Source organism: Streptomyces sp. NPDC001027 (assembly GCF_040299045.1).
In the GTDB taxonomy this organism is placed as follows: Bacteria; Actinomycetota; Actinomycetes; order Streptomycetales; family Streptomycetaceae; genus Streptomyces.
Genome location: NZ_JBEPBI010000080.1, coordinates 1 through 15,178 on the forward strand (window position 1 = coordinate 1; position 15,178 = coordinate 15,178).

Below are 15,178 nucleotides of genomic sequence, written 5' to 3' on the forward strand. Positions count from 1 at the left end.
TGTTGGGTTTTTGTTGTTATTTTGTGTTCTCTTCCGATATACCGTCGTACGCCGCCAGCGCCGCGCGGGCGGCCCGGCGGGCGCTGTCGGCGAGGTCCGGCGGCGAGACGATCCGCCCGTCACGCCCGAGCCGCAGGGCCAGCCGCCGCAGCGAGGCCGGGTCGGGCGTGCGCAGGGTGATACGCAGCCCGCCGTCGGGAAGCTCATCGGCGCGGTCGTGCGGGTAGTACTCGGCGACCCAGCGGCCCCCGGGCCCCACCTCGACGACGACCTCGGGATCCTCCGCGGACGGCTGCACCAGCCCCTCCGACAGGTCCCGCAGCTCGATCTCCGGCGGCGCCGACGGCTCGTCGAGAATCCTGATCTCGGCCACCCGGTCCAGCCGGAAGGTGCGGCGCGCCTCCGAGCGGCGGCACCAGGCCTCGACATAGGTGTGCCCCACGCTGACCAGCCGGATCGGGTCGATCTCACGCTCGGTGACCTCGTCACGAGCGGGCGAGTAGTAGCGGATCCACAGCCGGCGCCGCTCCGAGATCGCCCGGTCGACGTCGGCGAAGACCCCGCCCTCGGACTCGAACGTCACCGACAGCCGGGAGCTGGCCCCGGCCGCCTCGCCCGCGGCGGTCTCCACCTTCGCCGTGGCGCGCAGCAGCGCCTGCCGGTCGCCTTCGCGCAGACCGGGCAGCGTCGCCACCGCCCGGGCCGCCACCAGCAGCGCGGTCGCCTCGTCGGCGGCCAGCCGCAGCGGCTCGGCGGCGTCGGCGCCGAGCGCGGCCGGGTTGTGCCACCAGATGCGCTCGCCGTCGGTGTCGATGTCGAGGAGGTCGCCGCCGCGGAAACTGGTGCCGCACATGGGCAGCACGTCGAGGTCGGACACCAGCTCGTCCTCGGTGATGCCGAACGCCCGCGCCACGTCCTCGATGCGCGCGCCGGGGCGCTCCCGCAGGTACGTCACCAGGGAGAGCATCCGCCGGGTCTGGTCGATCGCGTTCGTGGGCCTGACCGGTTTGCCTGCCACTGTGTTGCTCGCTCCCCCTCAGCCCTTGGCCACGGCCCGCAGCCGGTCCACGACGTCCGCCCGCAGCTCGGCCGGCTCCAGCACCACCACGTCCGGCCCGAACTCCACCAGCCAGGCGTCCAGCCCGTGTCCGTACGGAATCTCCAACTCGTCCCACCCGTCCCCGAGTTCCCGCACCGCGGTGGCCTTGGCCCGCAACGGGAACCCGGCGTCCGTGCGCAGCCGGATCAGGGCGCTGCGGTCGGCGGTCTCCCCCGCCCAGCTGGCGACGGTCTCGCGCACGGTGACCACGTCGGGGACCGGCGCGGTGAAACGCGCCCCCCGCGAGCGCACCTTGCCGGTGATCCTCGACAGCCGGAAGACCCGCTCGGCCCCCCGGTCACGGTCGAAGCCGGCCAGATACCAGTGCCCGCGCCAGCACTCCAGCGCCCACGGCTCGACATGCCGGGGCTCCGGACGGGCCGCGGTCGCCTTGCGATAGTCGAACACCACCGGCCGGCGGTCGCGGCAGGCCAGCATCAGCGGCTCGAACGCGGCCTCGTGCACCGGAATCCGGGGCTCCAGCGCACTGTGCGCCTCGTAGGGGTCGACGTCCTCGGGCAGTCCCGCGGCGCGCAGCTTCTGCAGGGCGCCGCTGGCCGCCCCCGCGAGCCGGGCCTGCTGCCACACCTTGGCCGCCAGCCCCAGGGCCGCGGCCTCCTCGGCGTCCAGGGTGATCGGCGGCAGCCGGTTGCTGTCCCGGCGGGCCAGATAGCCGATCTCGCCGTCCAGGCTCTCCACGGTCTCGATGACCAGCCCGAGCTCACGGAGATCGTCCTTGTCCCGCTCGAACATCCGGTTGAAGGAGTCCTCCGACGCCGGCGCGCCGTGCCCGGACCGGAAGGTCTCGACGTACGCCTCGATGGAGTCGCGCAGCTCGCGCTTGCTGAGCGGCCTGCGCGTCCCGAGCAGACACAGCGCGAGGTTCATCAGCCGCTCGGCCTTGGCAATGGCCATCGACGCCCTTCGCCTCCCCTATGGTGCTTACGATCGACGACCGTACCGCCCCGCGGTGCCCGGACAAAGCCGAGGGCCCATGCCCGGGCGGGCATGGGCCCCGGATGACCGACACCGGTCGCGCCGTGATCGACGCCGACCGGTCGCGCCGGGGTCAGACCCCGAGCAGGTCCACCACGAAGATCAGCGTCTCGCCCGGCTTGATCGCCGGGGTCGGGCTCTGGTTGCCGTAGGCGAGGTGCGCCGGGATCGTCAGCTGACGACGGCCGCCGACCTTCATGCCCTGCACGCCCTGGTCCCAGCCCTTGATGACCCGGCCGCCGCCCAGCGGGAAGCGGAACGGGGTGCCGCGGTTCCAGCTGGCGTCGAACTCCTCGCCGGTGCTGAAGGCGACGCCCACGTAGTGGACGCTGACGTTGTGGCCTGCCTGCGCGACCTCGCCGTCGCCCTCCCAGATGTCCTTGATCTCGAGGTCCGCCGGGGGCTCGCCACCGGGGAAGTCGATCTCGGGCTTGTCAATGCTCACGTCACTGGCTCCTGCACGTCTCACGGAAAAGCAACAACACGGACAGTCTTACACCTTGGACGGCCTCACGCCTTGGCGATGACGTCCACCGAGAAGACCATCGTGGAGTCCTTCTCGATGCCGCTGCCGCTCGGCGGGTTGTCGCCGTACCCCAGCGCCGGCGGAATGACGATGACGACGCGGCTGCCCACCTTCTTGCCCGTCAGACCCTGCGCCCAGCCCGGGACCACCTGCTGCAGCGAGAACGACGTCAGCGCCTTGCTGCGGTACGTCGAGTCGAACTCCTTGCCCGTGTCCCAGACGACGCCCTTGTACTGCACCAGCACGGTGTCGTCGGCCGCGAGCTCCGCGCCGTCCCCCTCGATCACGTAGTTCGACACCAGCTTCGTCGGCGCCTTCGTCTTGGGGATCTCGATCGAGGGCGCCTTGCCGTCGGTGTTCGTGCCGACCTTGGGCAACCCGGCCTCGTTCTGCGGCACGTCCTTGCCCTCGGCCGAAGCCGTCGAGTTGAACGTGTTCTGGATGTCGAACACGAACACCAGGGTGTCCGTGCCCGTGATGCCCGCCTGCGGGTTGCCCTCCTTGCCGAAACCCCAGGTCGGCGGCACCGAGAACAGCACCCGGCTGCCCACCTTCTTCCCCGTCAGCGCATACGTCCAGCCCTCGAGGTTGCCGCCCTTGGCGAGCCGGGTGAACTGCATCCTCTTGGAGTCGTAGGAGTTCAGGAGAACCTTGCCGCTGGCCCAGATCTGACCGAGACAGTGGGCCTGGATGTAGTCGTTCTCCGCGACGGTCTTCCCGCTTCCCGCGATCACCGTCTTCACCGCCAGCTGGTCCGAGGGCTCACCGGCGCCCTTGGCGACCGTCGGCTTCTCGCCGAACTTCACCCCCGCCGTGATGGCCGGCAGCGGACCGTCGACGATCTTCGGCGGAGGAGCCGCGGACGTGGCCCCCCGGGAGGGCGACGCGCTGTCGCTCGCCTTGCTCGTGTCGGACTTGTCGTCGCCGCACCCGGCGAGCGTGACCAGTCCCGCGGGTACGGCGGCAAGGATGAGGGAGCGTCGGCGCACGATGAAAGCCTCGTAATCGGTCGATCTTCTGATGGCGTGCGCGCAACTCTACGACGCGCCGCGGGCGCCGTACGGAAAACGTACGGCGCCCGCGTTGCGTTCCGTTCCGCGCGTCGGCAGCCCGCGGAACGCATCCCTCACATGCCGGCGATCAGCTTCTCCACCCGGTCGTCCACCGAACGGAACGGGTCCTTGCACAACACCGTGCGCTGCGCCTGGTCGTTCAGCTTCAGATGCACCCAGTCCACCGTGAAGTCCCGGCGCTGCTCCTGCGCACGCCGGATGAAGTCACCGCGCAACCGCGCCCGAGTGGTCTGCGGCGGCACCGACTTGCCTTCGAAGATCTTCAGGTCGTTGCAGATCCGCGCCGCCTGCCCCTTGCGCTCCAGCAGGTAGTACAGACCACGACGCCGGTGGATGTCGTGGTAGGCGAGGTCTATCTGCGCCACGCGCGGATGCGACATCGTCATGTTGTGCTTGGCCCGGTACCGCTCGATGAGCTTGTACTTCATGACCCAGTCGATCTCGGTGCCGATCCGGTCGAGGTCCTCCGCCTCGATCGCGTCCAGCGTGCGGCCCCACAGCTCCAGGACCTGCTCCACGGTGCCCGTGCGGACGCCACGACGCTCGACGAAGTCCACGGCCTTCTCGTAGTACTCCCGCTGCACCTCCAGCGCCGAGGCCTCCCGGCCGCTGGCCAGACGGACCTTGCGCCGGCCCGTGATGTCGTGACTGACCTCACGGATCGCCCGGATCGGGTTCTCCAGCGTCAGGTCCCGCATCACCGTGCCCGCCTCGATCATGCGCAGCACCAGGTCGGTCGCCCCGACCTTCAGCAGCATGGTCGTCTCGGACATGTTCGAGTCGCCCACGATGACATGCAGACGGCGATACCGCTCGGCGTCGGCGTGCGGCTCGTCGCGGGTGTTGATGATGGGCCGCGAACGCGTCGTCGCCGACGACACGCCCTCCCAGATGTGCTCGGCCCGCTGGCTGACGCAGTAGACCGCCCCGCGGGGCGTCTGCAGCACCTTGCCCGCGCCGCACAGCAGCTGCCGGGTCACCAGGAACGGAATCAGGATGTCCGCGAGCCGGGAGAACTCCCCGTGCCGCGCCACCAGATAGTTCTCATGACAACCATAAGAGTTGCCCGCCGAGTCCGTGTTGTTCTTGAAGAGGTAGACGTCGCCCGCGATTCCTTCCTCGTGCAGGCGTCGCTCCGCGTCCACCAGGAGTCCCTCGAGAATGCGCTCGCCGGCCTTGTCGTGGGTGACCAACTCGGTCACGTTGTCACATTCCGGTGTCGCGTATTCCGGATGCGAACCCACGTCGAGATAGAGACGGGCGCCGTTCCGCAGAAAGACATTGCTGCTTCGGCCCCATGACACGACACGGCGGAAGAGGTACCGCGCCACCTCGTCGGGAGACAGCCGGCGCTGTCCCCTGAACGTACATGTGACGCCGTACTCGTTCTCCAGCCCGAAAATGCGGCGGTCCATGACTGAACATTACGCCCGATCCCCTGAACTGAAACGGGGTTCGGCAGCACGGTTTGGATCATTTTCCGATGAAGCCGCAACAACCCCACCCCCGGCGGGAACTGCCATTACCCGCCCCGTGGCCAGCAAAACCACCGACGACACACCCCCCGCGACAGCCGGCGCCGCGAAACCCCACAACGCCCCGCCCGCCTCCACCACCGGACCCGCCACCCCCGTGCCCACCGACGCGCCGACCGTGAACGTCGTCACCAACCAGGAGAACGCCTCCGTCACCGTCCCCGCCGGCGCATGCCGGTCCACGATGACGAACGCACACGCGATGACAGGCGCCAGGAACACCCCCGCCAACGCCGTCAACGCCGTCATCGCCACCGCCCCCGGCATCGACGTCAACGGCAGATAACACACCGCCAGAAGCGCCACCAGCACCCGCAACCGCCGCTCCGGCGGACCCGCCCACCGCCGCGCCCCGTACACCAGCCCGCCGACCAGCGCACCGAGCCCCAGCGCCGCCATCAACCAGCCGTACACCGCGTCCCCGCCGTGCTCGTCCGCGTACGGCACCGACGCCACCGTGATGGAGCCCAGCGCCATCCCGATGAACAGGAACGCCCCCAGCAACGCCAGCAGACCGCGCGAGCGCAGAGCGCCCAGCCAGTGCGCCTCACGCGGAGCCGAACGCCACGCACGCGACGGCGGCGACACGACCACCCACAGCGCCCCCGCCACCCCCACCGCGCTCAGCACGACCAACGCCGCCCGCGCCGACCACAGCGACACACACAGCGTCACCAGCAGCGGCCCCACCGTGAACATCACCTCCTGCGCCACCGCGTCCATCGCGTACGCCGTGTGCACCTGGTCCTCACGCCGCAGCACCGACGGCCACAGCGCCCGCAGACCGCCCTCCAGCGGGGGCGTGAACAGCCCCGAGGCCGCCACCGCCGCATACGCCGCCGGCAGCGGATCCGTGCCCGCGAACGCGAACACCGCCATCGCCGCGGCCGAGACCAGCGCCGCCGGCAGCTGCACCCGCGGCTGCCCGTGCAGATCCACCAACCGCCCCAGCACCGGCTGGCCCACCGCGTTCGCGACGCCGTACACGGCCGCCAGCGCGCCCGCGAGACTGTACGAACCGCCCTGCTCCCGCACGAACAGCACGATCGCGATGGCCGCCGTGGCATTGGGCAGCCGGCCGACGAGCGTGCCGACCAGCAGCCGGGCAGCGTGCTTCGCCCTGAGGATCTCCAGGTATCCCGCGGCCAATGTCCCGCCTCCGTCGGCTCGCCCCGGGCGGCGACCACCCCCAGGTTTTACGTATAACTTCCCCCGCCATACGTACCATGTGCGCTGTTCACCAGTCCAGACGAAGGAGCGACCCCACCGTGCCACGAGGCAGCACGCGCCCGACGAGCCGCGACGTCGCCCAGGCCGCAGGAGTCTCCCAGGCCGCCGTCTCCCTCGTGCTCGGCGACAAATGGCGCGGCCGCGTCTCCGAACCCACCGCCGAACGCGTACGCCTCGCCGCACGCGAACTCGGCTACCGCCCCAACCTCGCCGCCCGCAACCTCCGCCTCGGCCACACCCGCACCGTCCTCCTCGTCGTCCCCGTCCTCACCACCGAGTTCTTCGCCGGCGTCTACACCGGCGCCGCCCGCGTCGCCGCAGAACACGGCTTCGGCGTCGTCCTCTACCCCTCCCCCGAAGGCATCGGCCCCGCCCGCTCCCCCTTCGCCTCCGCCCAGGCCGCCCTCGACGGCGTCATCGCCTCCTCCATGGCCGCCGACGCCCTCACCGCCATCCGCGGCGACCAGCTCCCCCTCGTCATGCTCGACAGCGACCCCGCCGGCAGCCTGGGCGCCGCCACCGTCAACCTCGACATCACCGACGGCATACGCCAGATCGCCGACCACCTCCTCGGCCTCGGCCACCGCCACTTCCTGCACCTAGCCGCCGACGTGCCCTCCTGGACCTTCCACGTCCGCGCACGCGAACTCACCGCCCGCATCACCGCACGACCCGGCGCCACCCTGCGCACCGCCACCGCGCCCGTCACCATCGACGGCGCCCTCGCCGCCGCCGAGAACGCCCTGCGCGCCGCCTCCGGCCCCCGCCCCACCGCCATCGTCTGCGACGACGACAAACTCGCCGCCGGCGCCTACAAGGCCCTGCGACGCCTCGGCCTGCACGTACCTCACGACGTCTCCGTCACCGGCCTCGACGACCTCGCCCTCGCCACCGCCCTCGACCCCGAACTCACCACCGTACGACTCGACGCCGAACTCTTCGGCGAACGCGGCATGCACGCCCTCCTCGCCGTCCTCGACGGCCGTACACCCGACGCCGGAGACATCCCCGTACACCTCGTCGTCCGCGCCTCCACAGCCCCGCCCAGACCCTCCTGAGACACCTCACGCCCCGACCGAGACCCAGGCCGGGGCGTGAAAAAGGCGAATCAGCAGAACGACGGGGGCCGACCCCGCAGGAGCACGGACCTACTCCTTCCCGACGTCCTCGGAATCGTCCGAACTCTCCGCCTCCGTCGACGCGCCGTCCGCCTCCAGCAACCGCGCCAGCTGACGACCCACGATCCGCTTGAACTTACGCTGCTGCGGCCGCGTACGGTCCAGCACCGCGACCTCCAGCCGCTCGGCCGGAATCTCCCGCTGCGTCCCGTTCGTGTCACGCGACAACGCCTGAACGGCCAGCTTCAGCGCCTCCGCCAGACTCATGCCGTCCTGATGACGCTGATCCAGATAACTGCTGATCTGCTCCGCGTTACCACCCACCGCGACCGAACCGTGCTCGTCCACGATCGACCCGTCGTGCGGCAACCGGTAGATCTGGTCACCGTCCGGCGTGTCACCCACCTCGGCCACCACCAGCTCCACCTCGTACGGCTTCTCACCGGCCGAAGAGAAGATCGTGCCCAACGTCTGGGCGTACACGTTCGCCAGACCACGCGCCGTCACATCGTCACGGTCATAGGTGTAACCCCGCAGATCGGCATACCGCACACCGCCGATCCGCAGATTCTCGTACTCGTTGTACTTGCCGGCGGCCGCAAAGCCGATCCGGTCATAGATCTCACTGAACTTGTGCAGCGCACGGGACGGATTCTCACCGACGAACACGATGCCGTCGGCATACTGCAGCACGACCAGGCTGCGACCACGAGCGATGCCCTTGCGCGCATACTCCGCGCGGTCCGCCATCGCCTGCTGGGGTGAGACATAGAACGGAGTCGACACCGGTTATCCGTCCCTTTCTGTCGAAGTCACTGGATCACACGGGACACACACGAACGCCGGCCGCCTACAACAGCGAGGCGCGCGGACCGTCCGGCTGCTCCAGACGGCGCTCGAGGATCGAACGGGCGATGCCCGACGACTCCTCGTCGGTGAGCCTGCGGAACCCGTCCTCGGTGATCACCGTGACGATCGGGTAGATCCGACGCGCGACATCGGGACCACCCGTCGCCGAATCGTCGTCCGCCGCGTCGTACAGAGCCTGCACCACGAGCGTCGTGGCCTGCTCCTCGGTCAGATCGTCCCGGTACAGCTTCTTCATCGCCCCGCGCGCGAAGATCGAACCCGAACCCGTCGCCGCGTAGTGGTGCTCCTCCGAGCGACCGCCCGTCACGTCGTACGAGAAGATCCGCCCGCGGTCCCGGTCCACGTCGAACCCCGCGAACAACGGCACCACCGCCAGACCCTGCATGGCCATGCCCAGATTCGACCGGATCATCGTCGACAGCCGGTTCGCCTTGCCCTCCAGCGAGAGCTGCGCCCCCTCGACCTTCTCGAAGTGCTCCAGCTCCAGCTGGAACAGCTTCACCATCTCGACGGCCAGGCCCGCGGTGCCGGCGATGCCGACGGCCGAGTACTCGTCCGCCGGGAACACCTTCTCGATGTCCCGCTGCGCGATGACGTTGCCCATCGTGGCGCGGCGGTCACCGGCGAGCACGACCCCGCCGGGGAAGGTCACGGCCACGATCGTCGTCCCGTGCGGCGCCTCGATCACCCCCTGCGTCGGAGGCAGCTGCCGCTTGCCGGGCAGCATCTCGGGCTGGTGCTCGGTCAGGAAGTCCATGAAGGACGAGGACCCAGGCGTCAGGAAGGCAGCTGGTAGACGCCCGGTGCTACGAGTGTTGGCTTCCACGCGTTTCCTTCCACATAAGCAGCCGCCCGCCTTATGGCATCGGGCCGATCTTTGAACTGCCCCAGTGCGGCGTTGCAGCTGAAGCACAGTACGCCTCGGACCCTACCCGTGTTGTGGCAGTGATCCACATGCCGAGGCAGAGCCGCCAAACATATGCAGCACACGCCCCCTTGAGACACGATCAACTCGTCGCGCTCGGCCTCGGTGAGGCCGTACTGGCGCTTCAGATGATCCTGTCTGCCCCGGACCGCCCGGCACGCCTTGCAGCGAGTAGACAGGCCGTCGGACGCGGTTGCGTTGCGATGCCACTCACCGTGTGGCTTGACCTCGCCACACGTCCTGCAGAGCTTGTGTCCGGGCGGGACGACCACTCTTTCCCGAACCGTCCTGCCCTTGGCCTCCTGGCGCCGCCGGTAGTGCGCGGCGCTGTACTCCGCCACGCACCGCCGGCAATGCGCCTGAAGGCCGTCACTCCGGTTCCTGTCCCGCGCGAACCCAGCAAGCGGTAGGCCTCGGCCGCATTTCCCGCACTGCTTCGAGGTTGCTTCGTCAGTCACCCTCAACCCCCGCCGCTTTCAATTCAAAGGCGAGTTGACCGATCTGCCTTTACTCTCCACCCTTTTGCACGAAGGACCTCACGAAATCCTCGGCGTTCTCCTCGAGTACATCGTCAATTTCGTCAAGAACCGAGTCGACGTCGTCGCTCAGCTTCTCCTGGCGCTCCTTGAGGTCTTCCGAGCCCTGCGTCTCGACCGCCTGCTCCTCGACCTCCTCCGTGGAGCGCGTCGCCTTCTGCTGGCCGCCGCCGGTGTCCTTGGTCGCCATAACCCTCACCCCGCTCTTTCGCCCGATGTGGTCGACAGGTCGGCATTCCTGCCGATCGGTGATGATCAGACCCTACAAGCCGGGTCCGACATCGGCCCCGCAGTTGCGTCAACGCACGGGGACCATCTCGATGATTCCCGGCCGGGGCGCTTTCCACCCCGCCGGGCAGGTACCGTCCGGATAACCGTTCAGCCGCCCGAGAGGACCTTGACCAGGTCTTCTGCCGTGCGGCAGCGGTCCAGGAGCTCCTTGACGTGATTTCGCGTTCCGCGAAGGGGTTCCAGGGTTGGGACGCGCTGGAGCGAGTCCCGGCCGGGCAGATCGAAGATCACGGAGTCCCAGGAGGCCGCGGCGACGTCGTCGGCGTACTGCTCGAGGCAGCGGCCGCGGAAGTACGCGCGGGTGTCCTCCGGGGGCTTGCCGACGGCCCTCTCGACCTCCGACTCGTCCAGGAGCCGCTTCATGCGCCCGCGGGCCGCCAGACGGTTGTACAGGCCCTTCTCGGCCCGTACGTCGGCGTACTGGAGGTCGACGAGGTGCAGGCGGGCGGCGTCCCAGTCGAGGTCGTCGCGGCGCCGGTATCCCTCCATGACCTCGCGTTTCGCGACCCAGTCCAGCTCGCCGGCAAGGCTCATGGGGTCGTTCTCGAGGCGGGTGAGGGTGTCCTCCCAGCGGGCGAGGACGTCCTTGGTCTGGTCGTCGGCGTCCGCGCCGAAGCGCTCCTCCACGTATTTGCGCGACAGCTCGTAGTACTCCATCTGGAGCTGGACGGCGGTGAGTGTGCGGCCGCTGCGGAGGGTGACCAGCTGCTTGAGGCTCGGGTCGTGGGAGACCTGGTGGAGGGTGCGCACGGGCTGGTCGACGGCGAGGTCGACGGCGATGAAGCCGTCCTCGATCATCGACAGGACGAGGGCGGTGGTGCCGAGTTTGAGGTAGGTCGAGATCTCGGAGAGGTTGGCGTCGCCGATGATCACGTGGAGGCGGCGGTACTTCTCCGCGTCGGCGTGCGGTTCGTCGCGGGTGTTGATGATGGGGCGTTTCAGCGTCGTCTCCAGGCCGACCTCGACCTCGAAGTAGTCGGCGCGCTGGCTGAGCTGGAAGCCGTGTTCGTGGCCGTCCTGGCCGATGCCGACCCGGCCTGCGCCGGCGAAGACCTGGCGGGAGACGAAGAAGGGCGTGAGGTGGCGCACGATGTCCGAGAAGGCGGTCTCGCGCTTCATCAGGTAGTTCTCGTGCGTGCCGTAGGAGGCGCCCTTGTTGTCGGTGTTGTTCTTGTAGAGGTGGATGGGCTGGGCGCCGGGGAGCGCGGCGGCGCGTTCGGCGGCCTCGGCCATGATGCGTTCGCCGGCCTTGTCCCAGAGGACGGCGTCGCGGGGGTTGGTGACCTCCGGGGCGCTGTACTCGGGGTGTGCGTGGTCGACGTAGAGACGTGCGCCGTTGGTGAGGATGACGTTGGCGAGGCCGATGTCCTCGTCGGTGAGCTGGCTGGAGTCGGCGACTTCGCGGGCGAGGTCGAAGCCTCGCGCGTCGCGCAGCGGGTTCTCCTCCTCGAAGTCCCACCGGGCTCGGCGGGCCCGGTGCATCGCCGCGGCGTAGGCGTTGACGATCTGGGACGAGGTGAGCATGGCATTGGCATTGGGGTGGCCGGGGACGGAGATGCCGTACTCCGTCTCGATGCCCATTACTCGCCGTACGGTCATGCGGCCCTCCTTGCCCGGCGGCACCCTCGGTCGTGGGCGCCGCTCAGATACCGGTGGTGCTCCGGTGCGTGTGCGGTGCCCGTCCCCGCAACTAGCGACCCGGCGGTACGGAAGAGCCTAGAACGCCTCTGCGCTGGTGGGGAGATCATTTGCGTCATTGCCTTGCTCCAGCCGTGGCCCGGAAAGCAAACGGCTGCGGGTACCCGTGGTGGGCACCCGCAGCCGCCCTGCTTTTACAGGTACTGTCCGGTGTTCGCCACCGTGTCGATGGAGCGTCCGGTGTCCGCGCCCTGCTTTCCGGTGATGAGGGTGCGGATGTACACGATCCGTTCGCCCTTCTTTCCGGAGATGCGGGCCCAGTCGTCGGGGTTGGTGGTGTTGGGGAGGTCCTCGTTCTCCTTGAACTCGTCCACGCATGCCTGGAGGAGGTGGGAGACGCGCAGGCCCTTCTGGTTGTGGTCGAGGAAGTCCTTGATGGCCATCTTCTTGGCGCGGCCGACGATGTTCTCGATCATGGCGCCGGAGTTGAAGTCCTTGAAGTAGAGGACTTCCTTGTCGCCGTTGGCGTAGGTGACCTCCAGGAAGCGGTTCTCCTCGGATTCTGCGTACATGTGTTCCACTGCCGTCTGGATCATGCTCTGGACGGTGGTGGTCTTGTCGCCGCCGTGTTCGCCGACGTCCTCGGAGTGCAGGGGAAGCCGTTCGGTGAGGTACTTCTGGAAGATGTCCTTGGCCGCTTCGGCGTCCGGGCGCTCGATCTTGATCTTCACGTCGAGGCGGCCGGGACGCAGGATGGCGGGGTCGATCATGTCCTCGCGGTTGGAGGCGCCGATGACGACCACGTTCTGCAGGCCTTCGACGCCGTCGATCTCGGCGAGGAGCTGCGGGACGATGGTGTTCTCGACGTCGGAGCTGACGCCGGAGCCGCGGGTGCGGAAGAGGGACTCCATCTCGTCGAAGAAGACGATGACGGGGGTGCCCTCGGAGGCCTTCTCCCTGGCGCGCTGGAAGACGAGGCGGATCTGCCGCTCGGTCTCGCCGACGTACTTGTTGAGAAGTTCGGGGCCCTTGATGTTGAGGAAGAAGCTCTTGCCGGTGGCCTGGCCGGTGACCTCGGCGACCTTCTTGGCCAGCGAGTTGGCGACGGCCTTGGCGATGAGCGTCTTGCCGCATCCGGGCGGTCCGTAGAGCAGGACGCCCTTGGGCGGGCGCAGCTCGTGCTCCTTGAAGAGGTCGGGATAGAGGTAGGGGAGCTCGACGGCGTCGCGGATCATCTCGATCTGTCCGCCGAGGCCGCCGATCTGCTCGTAGCCGATGTCGGGGACCTCTTCGAGGACGAGTTCCTCGACCTCGCTCTTGGGGACGACCTCGTAGACGTATCCGGAGCGCGGTTCGAGCAGCAGGGCGTCGCCGGGGCGGATGACGACGTCGAGGAGCGGTTCGGCGAGGCGGACCACTCTTTCCTCGTCGGTGTGTCCCTGGACGAGGGCGCGTACGCCGTCCTCGAGGACCTCTTTGAGGGTGACGATGTCGCCGACGCTCTCGAACTCCATGGCCTCGACCACGTTGAGCGCTTCGTTGAGCATCACTTCCTGGCCGCGTCGGAGCTCTTCGAGCTCGACGCCGGGGCTGACGTTCACGCGGAGTTTGCGGCCTCCGGTGAAGATGTCGGCCGTGCCGTCCTCGTTCGCCGTGAGGAAGACGCCGAAGCCGGCGGGCGGCTGTGCGAGCCGGTCGACTTCTTCCTTGAGGGCCACGATCTGGTCGCGGGCCTCGCGGAGCGTGCTCGCGAGCCGCTCGTTCTGGGCGGACACGCCGGCCAGGTTGGTCTGCAGCTCGACGATCCGCTCTTCGAGAATCCTCGTGTGTCGCGGAGAGTCGGCGAGCTTGCGCCGCAGGACGGCGATCTCCTGCTCAAGGTAGGCAATCTGCCCGGACGGGTCGTCGGACCCTCGTCCCGGGCGGATGCCGCGGTTCATGTCGTCGTCGTGGGCTGCCACGGTCCTCACCTCCTCCAAGGGGAGCTGGACGCTTCCAGACCCTACCTGGGTGGGTGTCGATTGAAACCCCTAGATCACAAAGACTGTCGGGGTGTGTCCGATCTTCACCCTTGCGCTCTCCCTCACGCCAGGGGAATACCCACCGAACATGATTGGAAAGCGGCCGGGGGTAGGGTCGAAGTGTTCAACACCCGGCGGGGCCTGCATGGTTCCCCGGCGGATCGGCGATAAACGGCGGGAGTCATGGGCGTGCAGCAGGAGACCGGTGTGGGCGGTGAGGCGCTGGAGGTCTGGATCGATCAGGATCTCTGCACCGGTGACGGAATCTGTGCGCAGTACGCGCCGGAGGTTTTCGAGCTGGACATCGACGGCCTGGCGTATGTGAAGGGCGCGGACGACGAGCTGTTGCAGGCGGTGGGGGCGGTCACGCCTGTTCCGTTGCCGTTGCTGTCGGATGTGGTGGACTCGGCGCGGGAGTGTCCGGGCGACTGCATTCATGTGCGTCGGGTTTCGGACCGGGTCGAGGTGTACGGTCCGGACGCCGAGTGACGTGTCGGTCGCGGGCTGTGATGGCTGTCTGATTTCTCACAGGGCGAACGGCGGGGTCTAGACGCTTCGGGCGCCCGCGGGGGTGGAGCGGACGAACTTGTCGTCCTTCCACTGCCATCGGGCGCTGTCCTTCACGTCGGGGCAGCAACTGGGCACGTCGGGGGTCGAGTAGCCGAGGAGTGTGGCGAGGACGGCTCCGTCGGTGACGGTGAGGCCGGTGACGGTGTTGCGTGCTCGGGGGTCGACGAGGGTGGCGACGACGCGCGCGTGGGTGTGGCCCGGGTTGTGGGTGAGGACGTAGACGCCGTCGGGCGGGGTGCCCATGGGGGCGTCGCAGTGGACGACGGCCACGGTTTCGGGGGCGCCGTCGCCGTCGAGGTCGCCGCTGGCCTTCTTCACGACGAGGGCTTGTTCGGGGCCGCAGTCGAGGGGGAAGTCGACGTCCGCGGTGGAGGGGGCCGTGGTGGGGGCCGGCTTGGCGTCGGGGGCGGCGGCCTGGGCGGCGGTGGCGGGTCCGGGTTGCAGCAGCGAGGAGAGGGCGACGACGCCGGCGATGGCGGTGGCGGTCGCGACCCAGTGGATGGGCCGGGTGTGGGTGTGTGCCAGTTCCGGGACGGCGGGGTGCTGCACTAGGAGTTTCTCCTGCGGTGGCTGTGCCGGTGGGGGTGGGGGTGGGGGGGTTGGCGAGCATCGTGCCACACGTCACAGGGCGGGGGAACGGCGGGGTGCGGGATTTCGGACGTGAGCGGGCGGGTGCGGAGCGTGTCCTTCGTCCGCGTCCGCGTCGGGGTCGAGGTCGGGCGTCGTCTCGGAGGCAGGCGTCGGGGTCGG

15 protein-coding genes are annotated in these 15,178 nt (G+C 68.8%); 2 read left to right on the forward strand and 13 right to left on the reverse strand.

Features of this window, described 5'->3' with window-relative positions; genetic code table 11:
- Positions 1-16 precede the first annotated feature (16 nt).
- The 6 genes from ABT300_RS22160 to ABT300_RS22185 form a co-directional block, all read right to left on the reverse strand.
- A complete protein-coding gene (locus tag ABT300_RS22160; RefSeq protein WP_351678390.1) occupies positions 17-1,018 on the reverse strand; it encodes a helix-turn-helix transcriptional regulator in 1,002 nt (333 codons plus the stop codon).
- Positions 1,019-1,036: 18 nt separating this feature from the next.
- Positions 1,037-2,014, reverse strand: a complete 978-nt coding sequence (locus ABT300_RS22165; RefSeq protein WP_351678393.1) for a helix-turn-helix transcriptional regulator — start codon at positions 2,012-2,014, stop codon at positions 1,037-1,039.
- A gap of 154 nt (positions 2,015-2,168) precedes the next feature.
- Positions 2,169-2,540 carry an FKBP-type peptidyl-prolyl cis-trans isomerase gene (locus ABT300_RS22170; protein ID WP_020128331.1) on the reverse strand — a complete coding sequence of 124 codons (372 nt, stop codon included), beginning with the start codon at positions 2,538-2,540 and terminating at the stop codon, positions 2,169-2,171.
- A gap of 65 nt (positions 2,541-2,605) precedes the next feature.
- Positions 2,606-3,610 (reverse strand): FKBP-type peptidyl-prolyl cis-trans isomerase, encoded by a 1,005-nt coding sequence (locus ABT300_RS22175; protein WP_351678396.1) that lies wholly within the window; start codon positions 3,608-3,610, stop codon positions 2,606-2,608.
- A gap of 137 nt (positions 3,611-3,747) precedes the next feature.
- Positions 3,748-5,109: a Pup--protein ligase gene (pafA, locus tag ABT300_RS22180; RefSeq protein WP_057579606.1), complete on the reverse strand. Its 1,362-nt coding sequence runs from the start codon at positions 5,107-5,109 to the stop codon at positions 3,748-3,750.
- A 9-nt stretch (positions 5,110-5,118) separates the two neighbouring features.
- Positions 5,119-6,378, reverse strand: coding sequence for an MFS transporter (locus tag ABT300_RS22185; RefSeq protein ID WP_351678399.1), 1,260 nt, complete (start codon positions 6,376-6,378; stop codon positions 5,119-5,121).
- A 77-nt stretch (positions 6,379-6,455) separates the two neighbouring features.
- Between ABT300_RS22185 and ABT300_RS22190 the strand changes: the two genes are divergently transcribed.
- Positions 6,456-7,517 carry a LacI family DNA-binding transcriptional regulator gene (locus ABT300_RS22190; protein ID WP_502977975.1) on the forward strand — a complete coding sequence of 354 codons (1,062 nt, stop codon included), beginning with the start codon at positions 6,456-6,458 and terminating at the stop codon, positions 7,515-7,517.
- Between the two features lie 90 nt (positions 7,518-7,607).
- On the opposite strand, the gene prcA is transcribed toward ABT300_RS22190, so the two are convergent.
- The 6 genes from prcA to arc all read right to left on the reverse strand — a co-directional run bounded on the left by prcA (position 7,608) and on the right by arc (position 13,798).
- Positions 7,608-8,363: a proteasome subunit alpha gene (gene prcA, locus ABT300_RS22195; protein ID WP_351678405.1), complete on the reverse strand. Its 756-nt coding sequence runs from the start codon at positions 8,361-8,363 to the stop codon at positions 7,608-7,610.
- Positions 8,364-8,427: 64 nt separating this feature from the next.
- Positions 8,428-9,273, reverse strand: a complete 846-nt coding sequence (gene prcB / locus ABT300_RS22200; protein ID WP_351678407.1) for a proteasome subunit beta — start codon at positions 9,271-9,273, stop codon at positions 8,428-8,430.
- On the reverse strand, positions 9,225-9,830 hold the full coding sequence (locus tag ABT300_RS22205) for an endonuclease VII domain-containing protein (RefSeq protein WP_351678410.1): 606 nt from the start codon (positions 9,828-9,830) through the stop codon (positions 9,225-9,227). The genes prcB and ABT300_RS22205 overlap by 49 nt, the downstream gene beginning before the upstream one ends.
- A 49-nt stretch (positions 9,831-9,879) precedes the next feature.
- A complete protein-coding gene (locus tag ABT300_RS22210; protein ID WP_107444870.1) occupies positions 9,880-10,098 on the reverse strand; it encodes a ubiquitin-like protein Pup in 219 nt (72 codons plus the stop codon).
- Between the two features lie 188 nt (positions 10,099-10,286).
- A complete protein-coding gene (dop, locus tag ABT300_RS22215) occupies positions 10,287-11,798 on the reverse strand; it encodes a depupylase/deamidase Dop (protein WP_351678412.1) in 1,512 nt (503 codons plus the stop codon).
- Positions 11,799-12,031: 233 nt separating this feature from the next.
- A complete protein-coding gene (arc, locus tag ABT300_RS22220; RefSeq protein ID WP_351678415.1) occupies positions 12,032-13,798 on the reverse strand; it encodes a proteasome ATPase in 1,767 nt (588 codons plus the stop codon).
- A 243-nt stretch (positions 13,799-14,041) separates the two neighbouring features.
- On the opposite strand from arc, the gene ABT300_RS22225 reads away from it, so the two are divergent.
- Complete coding sequence (locus tag ABT300_RS22225) at positions 14,042-14,347, forward strand: ferredoxin (protein ID WP_351678417.1); 306 nt, start codon at positions 14,042-14,044, stop codon at positions 14,345-14,347.
- Between the two features lie 57 nt (positions 14,348-14,404).
- Here ABT300_RS22225 and ABT300_RS22230 read toward each other — a convergent pair whose 3' ends face one another.
- Complete coding sequence (locus ABT300_RS22230; protein ID WP_351678420.1) at positions 14,405-14,977, reverse strand: hypothetical protein; 573 nt, start codon at positions 14,975-14,977, stop codon at positions 14,405-14,407.
- Between the last annotated feature and the right edge of the window lie 201 nt (positions 14,978-15,178).

Excerpts from the sequence above, each read along its gene's own strand:
- ABT300_RS22190 (WP_502977975.1), top strand. The coding sequence starts at position 6,456 with ATGTGCGCTGTTCACCAGTCCAGACGAAGGAGCGACCCCACCGTGCCA.
- ABT300_RS22210 (WP_107444870.1), bottom strand. The coding sequence starts at position 10,098 with ATGGCGACCAAGGACACCGGCGGCGGCCAGCAGAAGGCGACGCGCTCC.
- ABT300_RS22165 (WP_351678393.1), bottom strand. The coding sequence starts at position 2,014 with ATGGCCATTGCCAAGGCCGAGCGGCTGATGAACCTCGCGCTGTGTCTG.
- pafA (WP_057579606.1), bottom strand. The coding sequence starts at position 5,109 with ATGGACCGCCGCATTTTCGGGCTGGAGAACGAGTACGGCGTCACATGT.
- ABT300_RS22225 (WP_351678417.1), top strand. The coding sequence starts at position 14,042 with ATGGGCGTGCAGCAGGAGACCGGTGTGGGCGGTGAGGCGCTGGAGGTC.
- dop (WP_351678412.1), bottom strand. The coding sequence starts at position 11,798 with ATGACCGTACGGCGAGTAATGGGCATCGAGACGGAGTACGGCATCTCC.